The sequence below is a fragment of the Serratia sp. BW106 genome, from assembly GCF_002607755.1.
GTDB classification, from domain to species: domain Bacteria; phylum Pseudomonadota; class Gammaproteobacteria; order Enterobacterales; family Enterobacteriaceae; genus Serratia; species Serratia proteamaculans.
In genome coordinates this window covers 217,898-230,152 of the sequence record NZ_MCGS01000021.1, presented here as the reverse complement: position 1 = coordinate 230,152, position 12,255 = coordinate 217,898, and the positions used below count along the sequence as shown (strand labels likewise).

The following is a 12,255-nucleotide window of genomic DNA, read 5'->3' as shown; positions in this document are numbered from 1 at the left end:
GATAATCCTCTTATTACTTGTGATCGTCTTTTCAGCCGCAACTCTTACTTGCTGTTCAGCGTCTGTTTTAGCCACTGGGTAAAGTCTTCGCCTTCGGATGAATGACGTAGGCCATACTGTACGAATGCCTTCATATAACCCAGCTTATCACCGCAGTCATGTGACTTACCGCTCATATGAAAGGCCTCTACCGTCTCTTGATCCATCAGGGCAGCAATGGCATCGGTAAGCTGAATTTCATCACCGGCGCCCGGTAAGGTTTTTTCCAACAGCGGCCAAATATCAGCAGACAAAACATAACGCCCAACCACAGCCAGATTTGAAGGCGCATCTTCGAGAGTTGGCTTTTCAACCACCGCAGTCATCGGGGTGCTCTCACCGGCAGACAACGCCGCACCGCCACAGTCGACAACGCCGTATTTCGAGACGTCTTTTTCCGGTACCGGTTCCACCATAATTTGGCTGAAGCCCGTATCGGTGAAACGCTGAATCATTTTAGCCAGATTTTCTTTACGCAGATCGGCAGTAGAGTCATCCAACAACACGTCTGGCAGCAGAACGATAAAAGGATTATCGCCTACCATCGGTTTGGCACACAGAACTGCATGGCCCAGACCTTTAGCCTGGCCCTGACGCACTTGCATCACAGTTACATCTGCTGGGCAGATGGTCTGCACTTCCTCCAGTAACTGGCGCTTAACACGTGATTCTAAAACAGCCTCCAGTTCAAAAGAGGTATCAAAGTGGTTCTCAATCGCATTTTTGGAAGAGTGGGTTACCAGAACGATATCTTTAATCCCGGCAGCTACACATTCATTAACGATGTATTGAATCAGTGGTTTATCGACCACCGGCAACATTTCTTTAGGAATGGCTTTTGTAGCGGGTAGCATACGGGTTCCCAGGCCAGCTACGGGAATTACAGCCTTCAGTCTCTTTTGCATTTTTGTCATCCACAATAATAATTTGAACGTAGCCGAACTAAGCTTTTCACAAGAAGCTTATGAAACCGGAGCGAACCGGTTCAGGCACGCTACCGCCCCTGGCTTTCAGCTACCAATGCACTGTCATCGTTCTTTATGCTGCGACTGCGGGTTCCAATCGCATTGGAATGTAAACTGAGGGTCATACTCTTTTGCTAAGCGATAGTTAGATCACAGAAAAAACAAAAAAAACAAAAAAAACACACCCTCATAACCAAACGATGATACTTGTAAATGTTTATGTGGCTAAGATTCTTATACTATTGCCTTATCGATACAAGCCTAAGATACCTATTGGGTACCCTTTTCAGAATAAGACTACCCACGTGGTTAGACTGAACAAAGTGTAGCAGTAGGAATAATCTATAACGGATTGATTTTAAAAAATTATATTGCCGCTGTTTTATCAGCAGGCAGCTATCCCCATGTTCTGCTAATAAAATTTCTTTTTCGGAAAATACCCCATTCCATGCGTTCCTGCATTCTGAAAGCTCCGTGCAGAGATGATTTTTTATGCATCATTTTTGCTTGATTTTTTCATGTCACAGATAGGCTTTCTGTTTTAAAGTTGAATTTTCCCGGCTCAACACCCATCATTCGGTTGCGGGATAAGCCGTCGAACTTACAGGTGAAATTGGGCGTATGGAATGGATCGCAGATCCAACAATTTGGGCCGGCCTGGCCACTCTGGTCGTGCTGGAAATCGTTCTGGGTATAGACAACCTTATCTTTATCGCCATCCTGGCGGAAAAGCTCCCAAAGCATCAAAGAGATAAAGCCCGTGTTGTGGGTTTATTGCTGGCGTTACTGATGCGTCTGGCGTTATTGGCCTCCATATCATGGCTGGCGACACTCACTCAGCCACTGTTTTCTGCCGGTGGGCACCCCTTCAGTGGCCGCGATCTTATAATGCTGGTTGGTGGGGTCTTCCTGCTGTTCAAAGCCACCATGGAGCTGAATGAGCGGCTGGAGGGCAAAGACGAAGAACAACAGGGTCAGCGAAAAGGCGCCCGTTTCTGGCCGGTAGTAGCGCAAATAGTGGTACTGGATGCCGTCTTTTCACTCGACTCGGTGATCACCGCCGTCGGCATGGTCGATCACCTGGCAGTAATGATGCTTGCGGTTTGTATTGCTATCGGCCTGATGTTGCTTGCCAGTAAGCCGCTGACGCGTTTCGTCAATGCCCACCCTACGATTGTCATCCTGTGTCTTAGTTTCCTGTTGATGATCGGTTTCAGTCTGGTTGCCGAAGGCTTTGGCTACCACATTCCGAAAGGTTATCTGTACGCCGCCATTGGTTTCTCGGTGATGATTGAAGCTTTGAACCAGCTATCGCAGTTCAACCGCCGCCGTTTCCTGTCGACGGTACGACCACTGCGCGAGCGTACTGCGGAAGCCGTGTTGCGCATGTTGAGTGGCAAACATGAAGAAGCGGAGGTAGACAGTCATTCCGCCAACCTCCTAGCCGATAGCACCAATGAAAGCGGCGAGATTTTCAACCAGCAGGAACGCCATATGATCGAACGCGTGCTGGGCATGGCGCAGCGTACGGTGAGCAGCATCATGACCTCTCGCCATGATGTGGAATATCTCGAGTTGAATGATCCGCAGGAAAAGTTGACCCAATTGCTGGAAAAAAATCAGCATACGCGCATTGTGGTGGTGGAAAACAGCGCCAGTGACGAACCGCTCGGTGTCATCCATACCATAGACGTTCTTAAGCAGCAGTTGACCCAGGCTCCTCTCGATTTACGCGCGTTGGTGCTGCAACCACTGATTTTCCCCGAACAGTTAACCCTGTTGAGTGCACTGGAGCAATTTCGCCAGGCACAGACGCATTTTGCCTTCGTGGTAGACGAATTCGGTTCGGTTGAAGGGATCGTCACGCTAACCGATGTGATGGAAACCATCGCCGGTAACCTGCCGGAAGCCGGTGAAGAAGTCGATGCCCGCCATGACATTGTGCAAAATGATGACAGAAGCTGGACGGCCAATGGCTATATGCCGCTAGAAGATTTGGTGTTGTATTTGCCGTTACCGCTGGAAGAAAAGCGTGAATACCACACGCTGGCTGGCTTGCTGATGGAACACAGCCAACGCATTCCTCAGGAAGGCGAACAGTTGCGGATCGGTGACTACCTGTTTGAACCGCTCGAAGTCAGTAGTCACCGTATTTTAAAAGTAAAAATCACCCCACTGCTGGTTCCAGAACCAGACTACGAGGTATAAACCGGTGCCGGGCATCATCGCCCGGCCTCCATTACAAATGCTGGGGAACCAGCAATTCCGTCGCCACAATAACCACGATCAACCCAACAATCACCGGTACTGAAGTGCGTTTCACCACTTCAAACGGTGAGATTTTTGCCATACCGGACACCGCCACCACCACACCGGAAACCGGCGACAAAGTACGCCCCAGGTTTGACGCTTGCAGCATCGGGATCACCAGATAAGCCGGGTTAACCCCCATCTGTGCCGCCAATTTAGGAATAAGCTCCACGAAGGCATAGAACGGCGCGTTACCTGAACCAGTAGTCATTGCTGCCAGCATGGTAATCACCACCAATACCAGCATCATGATAATGCCGCCGGTGCCGAACGACTGCGCCAGGCTGATCAGCCCGCTAATAAAACCAACGGTGCTCAGTCCCTGGGCGAATACGCCGGCGGCAACCAGCAACATCACCACGCTGGCAAAGGCGTCCGCCATGCCGCGATAAGCAACCTCCAGACCGCTGAATACCTGTTTGGCGCTGAAACTACGCAGGAATTCAATCACCGCCGCCAACAACATACAGCCTACCAACACGGTGATGATATGCAGTTCCGGCCCCCATTTACCGTCAAATACCAACACCCCAAGGATGGGCGTAAAAGGCAGTACGGCATAGAACCCCGGGGCGTGCGTGGTGATTTCACTCACATCCATAATATGGTGCTGTTCGTTGGCCTTCTTGTCGAGGTAGCGCTGCCAGAAGAAATGCGCAATCGCCATGCAAACAATCGCCGCAATCGAGATGGGTAAAGTAGTTTTAAAGGCAAAATCAACCAACGGCATTTCCGCCGCCTTGGCCGCCAGCACCACATCACCCGAGGTCGGTGCCAGAATAATCGCCGCCGGCGAAGCGCAGATCGCTGCCGCCGCACCGCGACTGATACCCACGTTGACCATCAATGGGAATAGCGTAGCCATCAGTAATACGCCCAGGCCGGTGGCAGATGAGACCGCCAATGACATCAGGCAGGCAACAAAATAGGCTGCCACCATCAGAAGATACGGGGAGTTAATCATCTGCAGTGGACGGGAGGCCAGTTTCACTACCACATCATTGGCGCCAATGTGCGTCATATAAGCCGCAAACCCGCACAACATCATGATCATCATGCCAAGATCGCCACCGCGGCTCATCAGCAGAATTTTGACGTACTCAATGATGTCGGTCGCGCGCCATCCGGTAGATGTAGCGCTGGCAGGCAACAGGCTTTTGCCCATCAGGGCACTGATGGCCAACAGCAATAGGCCACCTACCATCAAGACACCGGTAGCGGAGTAACCCTTGATGATGTAACGGCCAACACCCGCCGCAACGGCAGCCCCAATCAGAAGCTCTATCATATTCCCTCAACTTATCATTATCGTTTTTGACCGTGCCGAAGCGTATAAATCGCTTAACTGCGCACACTCTGCACAATGTCTGACAAAGACGTCATGATATCCGTCAAAGTTACGGGAGGAAATTATTGGGAAAGGGAAATACTCTGGCAGGGTTTACAGAGCATGCGGGCCGCGGACCGGCCCGCACAATTTGTAATTAGAGCTTGTCGAGCAGTTTTTTAAGATCCTGACCTTCGCGCGAATCCTTGTTTTTATCGGCCCACTTGTTCAGCGCATCCTTCGCCCGGTTCTGCAGCGTCTTACGCAAGACCTGATCGACCTGCAATTGATAGTTAAGCTGGTTCCATGGGCCATAAACCCGCAGCGGGATTGGCGTTTTCTGCAACTCCTCGATCAAATCGTCGCGCCCTTTCCAACCGCCAGTGACGCGGACGTTCAGTGCCACATCGCACTGTTTGCCCGGCATATCCACCGTGCCGCTTCCGTTCAGGTTCAACAAAGGAGAGTCGGCGCCCAGCTCGGTGATTTTTATCGTGCCATGGTTCAGACTGGCTTTGGCCGACAACTGTTTCACCTCGGTATAACGCTGGTAGTCGTCCTGTCCGCGCACGCTACTGTCATTACGCGCCACCGCCTGCTGAATCAACTGCTGAATATTCAGACCATGAAGTTGCGCGTCCTGCATCGCCAGTTGAGCCGTACCCTGCCAGCGATGCTCAAAAGACTGTGATGTAAGACGATCGCCGGTTAAATCCCCTTGCATACTGAACTTACCGGTCATGATTTGCGGCATATCGAACGCCTTCAGAACGGTGCCAAGTTCAACCTGCTTCACCACCGGCTGCATGGAAATTACCGGGCGTTTACCCCGCGCGTCGAGGGAGCCAGGTAAAGCGAAGTCACCGCCCGCTACTTGCCCGGCAAGCGAATGCAACGTTAACAGCCCCTGGAGGTTTTCCGCTTGCGTCGAAAGGTGGGTAATATTCATACCGCGATAAGTCAGTTGATCCACGCTCAAATTAAGTTGAGCGTTAAATTCTCGCAACACCTCAAGATTTTGCTGCGGATCATCCATTTGGCTGGCAATAACCGGTGAAGAAGTCATGTTCTGTGCTTGCGGCACCTGGGAACTACTGGACTGCCAGCCAGTGAAGGCATCAAAATTTACCGCGGCAGATGTCAGGTCAAGTTTATAGGCTGGTATCTCACCGAACTTGACGCTGGCACCACCGATAAAGGTGCTGTCATTGGCACTCAGGCTCAGTTGGCTTAGCGCGACTTGTTGCGGGGTTTGTTGATACACCACCTGAGCACTGCCGTCGCCTTTAATACCCCCGGCCAGTATGTCCGCGCCTTCCAGTTGGTAACTGAACTGGGTGACATTAGCGGCAATTCGTCGCGGATATTGTTGCAGATCGATATCTGCGGCCATGCTGAAAGTCAGATCGCGTTGATTGCGATTCACCCGGCTGGAAAGCTCCATTTGTGCCTGGCGTTTGGCATTCTGTTGCAAGGTGAGGTTAATATCGCGAACGTTAATCTGTTCGTTATTGGCGCGCTGCCAAATCAACAGACTGTCCACCACCCGCAGATTATCGATGTCAAATTTCCACGGCGTGTCTATCGACTCTTCAGAGTGACCTGCGGGCGCAATAGGCGCATCCGGTTGGTTTTGTTCTTCGCTGTCAGGGGTAAGGCGGATGACCGCATTTTTCAGCATCACCTGTTTCACAAACAATTGATGTGACAGCAGTGGCAGCAGTTTGACATCAAGGCGCATATTGTCTGCACTCACCACCGGTGCTTTCGCCCCGGGTGCAGTCAGCGTCATGCGGCCGGACAGAATGCTGAGCTGTGGCCAGATATGCCAACGCAGATCGCCATCCAGCGTCAGATGATAACCACTCTTTTGTTCAACCTTCGTGACCATGTAGGCACGAAAATCATTCGGATTGACCAACAGCACCAGCGCAGACATCCCCGCCACCAGCACCACCAGTAAAATCACCAAAGTCGTCAGAAATCTTCTCATGCCATCCTCTTGTCAGCGCCACACCGACCGTGCTTCCAGCGCTGTTAGTCCTTGTCGATTCGGCTGGCGACTGCGCCCTGCTGATCGCGGTATTTTGCATCCTGCCGGCTATTGTAAGGACGTGCTGCCGGCCCGGACAGAGGTTCAAAACTCAGTGCGCCGATCAGCATGCCCGGGCGCAACGCCAATGGCAGCTTACCTGAATTATAGAACTCCAGGACAATTCGGCCCTGCCAACCAGGATCGATACGGTGCGCGGTAACGTGAACCATCAGGCCCAGACGTGCCAGAGAAGAACGACCGTCCAGCCAACCGACCAGATCGTTTGGCAGCGTGACCGACTCCAGCGTGACCGCCAGCGCCAGTTCGCCGGGGTGCAGGAAAAAGGCCTCCCCTTCCGGCAAAACGATTTCATCACTCATCACACGGTCCAGCGCCGCGCTGACCTCATCTTTTGGCCCGCTCAGATCGATAAACGCAGCGGTGTGGCCACGAAACACGCGGAACTGATTGCCTAAACGGACATCCACCGTGGCCCCGTTAATACGCTCAATCGGCGGACGCGGTGAAATCACCAGTTTTTCACAATCCAGCCAGGCTTCTATATCACGGTCGCACAGTCTCATTATTTATCTCCATCAAGGCGTGTCACTAAAACAAAAATTGCCACACAACGGGCGAAAGGTCTACGTCGCAGCGTAAATAGTTGCCCGCCGGCCGGAAACACCAACTTTCCGGCCATTGAACGGCATTATTCAAAGAACTGGCTGATTTTGGCTTTCAGAATGTCGATCGCAATGCGGTTTTTGCCACCGCGTGGGACGATAATGTCAGCGTATTGTTTGGAAGGATCGATAAACTGCAGGAACATCGGGCGGACGGTTTTCTGGTATTGCGCCATTACCGAATCCATCGAGCGGCCACGCTCATTCACATCGCGCTTCATGCGGCGCATCAGGCAAATGTCCAATGGCGTATCGACAAAGATCGAGAAGTTCATTTCCTGACGCAGACGGATATCCGTCAATAGCAGGATCCCTTCAAGAATAATCACCTTTTTCGGTTCCAGGTGAATGGTCTCTTTCTTCCGTGTGTGCTCGGTGTAACTGTACAAGGGTAACTCTATCGCCTTGCCTGATTTCAGCATTTGCAGATGCTGAAACAGCAGGTTGTGGTCCATGGCGCTCGGGTGGTCATAGTTTGTCTTGACCCGTTCTTCCATGGTCAAGTGAGTCTGGTCTTTGTAGTAACTGTCTTCAGGAATCACGCCGATATGTTCATCGCCAACCTGATCGCGAAGTTCACGATATAACGTACTGGCGATAAGGCTTTTTCCGGAGGCAGATGCGCCAGCTATACCAATAATGACGCACTGATGCGGCTTGTCAGTCATAAAATTGAAGACCTGATTTCGTAGTGTGAAGGGGGGGGGAACTAAAACGGGACAATTATAGGGAGTTAGCGGCCATAGCGCCAGCCTATATTGTCGCCGCCGGGCCGCTATCTCAGGTTATTTTGCCATAACCAGCGCTCCACGGTTTTAAGACTAATGCGTCTAGGGCAATCCCGTATGACAGGGTAAACTCGGCGGCTTGATGATTATCCTTGAAATAGGATGTTGTATTTCACCGGAGACTAACGTGCTGGACTGGCATTTTCTGACATTTTTTGGCGACAGCATGTTGCTGTTACCCTGCGCGCTGATTCTTTTTGCCGTATTAGTCGCACCTCACGCTACCCGAACTGCCGGTTGGCAATGGGCGCTACTCTTCGGTTGTGCCGGTGGCATGGTTTGCGTATCCAAACTGGCTTTTATGGGCTGGGGCATTGGCATCAAAAGTTACGACTTTACCGGCTTTAGTGGTCACTCTGCGCTATCAGCCAGTATCTGGCCGGTACTGCTCTGGACGCTAACAGGGCGTTTCTCGCATGCAGTACGCAGTATGGCGCTGGTTGTTGGCCTGGTATTGCCCCTCACTATCGGGTTATCACGACTGGCAATCCATGTACATTCGCCCTCGGAAGTAGTCAGTGGACTGATTCTGGGTTACCTGGCCAGTACGCTGTTCTTGTGGTTACAGCGCGGTAAACCGCGCCCAAATCTCTCCACGCCGCAGATCGTTGTGGCACTGGCTCTGCCGATGGTTCTGATGGGCTTTCGGCAACCGGCACCAACACAGGGCCTGTTAGAACATATTGCCACCGTATTAGCACAAATCGAACGCCCCTATACCCGAGCAGATTTGCATAAGCTGTCCGTTGCTCCATAAACAAAACCCCGGAACTTGTCCGGGGTTTTGTTTTTTAGCCGAGGGCGATTACAGCGCGCGGAAAGAAATTTCCGTCGGAATAGCTTCACCCTGCCAATACATCTGCGCGGCAACGCGACCGGCAAGCTGACGATACAACTCAGCAAATTCGCTGTCCGGGCGACTAATCACCGTCGGCTCGCCACGATCCAAATCCTCGCGCAGCGAAATGTGCAGCGGCAGTTGCCCCAGCAGGCGACTGTGATATTTCTTCACCAGCTTCTCAGCCCCGCCGGTGCCGAAAATAGGCTCATGGTGACCGCAGTTACTGCAAATGTGCACACTCATGTTTTCCACGATGCCCAATACCGGCACGTGAACCTTTTCGAACATCACGATGCCCTTGGCGGCATCGAGTAACGCGATATCCTGCGGCGTAGTAACCACCAACGCCCCGGTAACCGGAATGTTCTGCGACAGCGTCAACTGAATATCACCGGTGCCCGGCGGCATATCCAGTACCAGGTAGTCCAGATCCGGCCACAGCGTATCCTGCAACAGTTGCATTAACGCCTTGCTGGCCATTGGGCCGCGCCACACCATGGCGTTGTCGTCGGTCACCAGATAACCAATAGAATTGGTCGCCAGACCGTGCGCCACGATTGGCGCCATGTGCTGGCCGTCCGGCGAAGTTGGGCGTTCATTCTCGGTACCCAGCATATTCGGGATCGACGGGCCGTAGATGTCAGCATCCAAAATACCGACCTTGGCACCTTCAGCGACCAGCGCCAGCGCCAGGTTAACGGCCGTAGTGGATTTGCCCACCCCACCCTTACCGGAACTGATAGCAATAATATTACGCACACCCTTGATGCCGGCCTGATCGTTGGCCCGTTTCAGAGTGGTAATGTCATGCTTCAATTTCCAGTCGATCGCCTCAGCACCGGTCACGCGCAACAGTTCTGCGCTGACGGTATCTTTCAGTTCTTCAAAACCACTCTGCCAGGCGAATGGCATGGTCAATTCAATGTGCAACACATGGTCCAACAGCGCGCAATGGTGGATCGCTTTCAGCGCGGTCAGATTATTTTTTAACGTCGGGTGTTCAAAGGCGGCCAGTACACCGGTCACCAGGGCACGCAGAACTTCGGGGTTGGTCTGCTCGGGGGATTTTGTGCTCATCCCGGCTCCTTGATTTTGAATGGATAGCTTCCCGCTAAGCATATCAGAACTGCGGGCCGCTCGGCGCATGTCTGTATAAAGAAACCGCCCTAGCCGTGGCGAGCGCGATCGGGTAACATCGAAGACCCTTTTATTCATTACAGAAACCAAGTTCTCACTATGCCTCAAGTCGCGAAAAAATTATTGGTGACGTGCGCGCTGCCGTACGCAAATGGTTCCATCCATCTCGGCCACATGCTCGAGCACATCCAGGCAGACATCTGGGTTCGTTACCAACGAATGCGCGGCCACGAGGTTCATTTCATCTGTGCGGACGACGCGCACGGCACGCCGATCATGCTGAAAGCTCAGCAGTTGGGCATCAAGCCGGAAGAAATGATTGCGGAAATGAGCCAGGAGCACCAACAGGATTTCGCCGGTTTTGGCATCAGCTATGATAACTATCATTCAACCCATAGCGATGAGAACCGTGAACTGTCGAACCTGATTTACGGCCGCCTGAAAGAAAACGGCTTTATCAAGAACCGGACAATTTCTCAGCTGTACGATCCGGAGAAAGGCATGTTCCTGCCTGACCGCTTCGTCAAAGGCACCTGCCCGAAATGCAAATCGCCGGATCAATACGGCGACAACTGCGAAGTCTGTGGTGCGACCTACAGCCCGACCGAGCTGATCGATCCCAAATCTGTGGTTTCCGGTGCGACGCCGGTGCTGCGTGACTCCGAGCACTTCTTCTTTGATCTGCCGTCGTTCAGCGCAATGCTGCAGGCCTGGACCCGCTCCGGTGCGCTGCAAGAGCAAGTGGCGAACAAAATGCAGGAGTGGTTTGAGTCCGGTCTGCAACAGTGGGATATTTCCCGCGATGCGCCGTACTTCGGCTTTGAAATCCCGGATGCCCCAGGCAAATACTTCTACGTCTGGCTCGATGCGCCAATTGGCTACATGGGGTCATTTAAAAACCTGTGCGACAAACGCGGCGATCTGGACTTTGACGAGTTCTGGCGCAAAGACTCCACCACCGAGCTGTATCACTTTATCGGCAAGGACATCGTTTATTTCCACAGCCTGTTCTGGCCGGCAATGCTGGAAGGCAGTAACTTCCGCAAGCCGACAAACCTGTTCGTACACGGCTACGTGACGGTGAACGGCGCCAAGATGTCCAAATCTCGTGGCACCTTTATCAAGGCGGGCACCTATCTGCAACACCTGGATGCCGACTGCCTGCGTTACTACTACGCCGCCAAACTGTCTTCACGCATTGACGATATCGACCTGAATTTGGAAGATTTCGTACAGCGGGTGAACGCCGACATCGTGAACAAGGTGGTTAACCTGGCTTCGCGCAATGCCGGCTTTATCAGCAAGCGTTTTGGAGGGCAACTGGCCGACAAACTGGCCGATCCTGCGCTGTACCAAACCTTCGTTGACGCAGCACAAAGCATCGCCGATGCCTATGCCAGCCGTGAGTCCGGTCGGGCAATCCGCGAAATCATGGCGCTGGCCGATCTGGCAAACCGCTATGTGGATGAGCAGGCACCGTGGGTAGTGGCCAAGCAAGAAGGCCGTGATGCTGATTTGCAAGCCATCTGTTCAATGGGCATCAATCTGTTCCGTGTACTGATGACCTACCTGAAACCGGTAATGCCATCACTGACTGAACGCACCGAGGCTTTCCTTAACTGTGAGCTGAGCTGGGACAGCATCCAGCAACCGTTACTGGGCCATCAGGTCAACCCGTTCAAAGCCCTGTTCAACCGTATCGATCTGGACAAGGTGAATGAAATGGTCAGCGCCTCGAAAGAAGACATGGCGGCGGCGAAAGTAGTCACTGGCCCACTGGCGGACGATCCGATTCAGGACACCATCACCTTTGATGATTTCGCCAAGGTTGATATGCGTATTGCGTTGATCACCAGCGCCGACTTTGTTGAAGGCTCGGACAAGCTGCTGAAGCTGCAGTTGGATCTTGGCGGTGAAACACGTCAGATCTTCTCCGGTATTCGTTCCGCTTATCCGGACCCGAAAGCGCTTGAAGGTCGCCTGACCATCATGGTCGCCAACCTTGCACCACGCAAAATGCGCTTCGGTATCTCTGAAGGCATGGTGATGGCTGCCGGCCCAGGCGGAAAAGAGATCTTCCTGCTCAGCCCGGACAGCGGTGCACAGCCAGGCATGCAGGTGAAATAACAC

Annotated in this window: 9 protein-coding genes; 3 read left to right on the top strand and 6 right to left on the bottom strand. The window is 52.6% G+C overall.

Annotation, left to right across the window (positions count from 1 at the left end; all coding sequences use genetic code 11):
* Positions 1–44: 44 nt before the first annotated feature.
* Positions 45–944 carry a UTP--glucose-1-phosphate uridylyltransferase GalU gene (galU, locus tag BEI65_RS15670; RefSeq protein ID WP_099064124.1) on the bottom strand — a complete coding sequence of 300 codons (900 nt, stop codon included), beginning with the start codon at positions 942–944 and terminating at the stop codon, positions 45–47.
* A 681-nt stretch (positions 945–1,625) separates the two neighbouring features.
* On the opposite strand from galU, the gene BEI65_RS15665 reads away from it, so the two are divergent.
* Positions 1,626–3,212, top strand: coding sequence for a TerC family protein (locus BEI65_RS15665; RefSeq protein ID WP_099064123.1), 1,587 nt, complete (start codon positions 1,626–1,628; stop codon positions 3,210–3,212).
* A gap of 31 nt (positions 3,213–3,243) precedes the next feature.
* Here the strand turns inward: BEI65_RS15665 and dcuC are convergent, their stop codons facing one another.
* From dcuC to udk, 4 genes are all read right to left on the bottom strand, one after another.
* Entirely contained in the window at positions 3,244–4,602 is a 1,359-nt protein-coding gene (gene dcuC, locus BEI65_RS15660) for an anaerobic C4-dicarboxylate transporter DcuC (RefSeq protein WP_099064122.1), read from the bottom strand.
* 196 nt (positions 4,603–4,798) lie between these two features.
* Positions 4,799–6,634 carry an outer membrane assembly protein AsmA gene (asmA, locus tag BEI65_RS15655; RefSeq protein WP_099064121.1) on the bottom strand — a complete coding sequence of 612 codons (1,836 nt, stop codon included), beginning with the start codon at positions 6,632–6,634 and terminating at the stop codon, positions 4,799–4,801.
* A 44-nt stretch (positions 6,635–6,678) separates the two neighbouring features.
* Positions 6,679–7,260: a dCTP deaminase gene (gene dcd, locus BEI65_RS15650; RefSeq protein WP_012006010.1), complete on the bottom strand. Its 582-nt coding sequence runs from the start codon at positions 7,258–7,260 to the stop codon at positions 6,679–6,681.
* 125 nt (positions 7,261–7,385) lie between these two features.
* Positions 7,386–8,027 carry a uridine kinase gene (gene udk / locus BEI65_RS15645; RefSeq protein WP_012006009.1) on the bottom strand — a complete coding sequence of 214 codons (642 nt, stop codon included), beginning with the start codon at positions 8,025–8,027 and terminating at the stop codon, positions 7,386–7,388.
* A gap of 247 nt (positions 8,028–8,274) precedes the next feature.
* Here udk and BEI65_RS15640 point away from each other — a divergent pair, with 247 nt between their 5' ends.
* Positions 8,275–8,904 (top strand): phosphatase PAP2 family protein, encoded by a 630-nt coding sequence (locus BEI65_RS15640; RefSeq protein ID WP_099064120.1) that lies wholly within the window; start codon positions 8,275–8,277, stop codon positions 8,902–8,904.
* A 48-nt stretch (positions 8,905–8,952) separates the two neighbouring features.
* Here the strand turns inward: BEI65_RS15640 and apbC are convergent, their stop codons facing one another.
* Positions 8,953–10,065: an iron-sulfur cluster carrier protein ApbC gene (gene apbC, locus BEI65_RS15635; protein WP_099064119.1), complete on the bottom strand. Its 1,113-nt coding sequence runs from the start codon at positions 10,063–10,065 to the stop codon at positions 8,953–8,955.
* Between the two features lie 159 nt (positions 10,066–10,224).
* Between apbC and metG the strand changes: the two genes are divergently transcribed.
* Positions 10,225–12,252, top strand: coding sequence for a methionine--tRNA ligase (gene metG / locus BEI65_RS15630; protein WP_099064118.1), 2,028 nt, complete (start codon positions 10,225–10,227; stop codon positions 12,250–12,252).
* Positions 12,253–12,255 lie beyond the last annotated feature (3 nt).

Excerpts from the sequence above, each read along its gene's own strand:
- galU (WP_099064124.1), bottom strand. The coding sequence starts at position 944 with ATGCAAAAGAGACTGAAGGCTGTAATTCCCGTAGCTGGCCTGGGAACC.
- BEI65_RS15665 (WP_099064123.1), top strand. The coding sequence starts at position 1,626 with ATGGAATGGATCGCAGATCCAACAATTTGGGCCGGCCTGGCCACTCTG.
- dcuC (WP_099064122.1), bottom strand. The coding sequence starts at position 4,602 with ATGATAGAGCTTCTGATTGGGGCTGCCGTTGCGGCGGGTGTTGGCCGT.
- asmA (WP_099064121.1), bottom strand. The coding sequence starts at position 6,634 with ATGAGAAGATTTCTGACGACTTTGGTGATTTTACTGGTGGTGCTGGTG.
- dcd (WP_012006010.1), bottom strand. The coding sequence starts at position 7,260 with ATGAGACTGTGCGACCGTGATATAGAAGCCTGGCTGGATTGTGAAAAA.
- udk (WP_012006009.1), bottom strand. The coding sequence starts at position 8,027 with ATGACTGACAAGCCGCATCAGTGCGTCATTATTGGTATAGCTGGCGCA.
- apbC (WP_099064119.1), bottom strand. The coding sequence starts at position 10,065 with ATGAGCACAAAATCCCCCGAGCAGACCAACCCCGAAGTTCTGCGTGCC.
- metG (WP_099064118.1), top strand. The coding sequence starts at position 10,225 with ATGCCTCAAGTCGCGAAAAAATTATTGGTGACGTGCGCGCTGCCGTAC.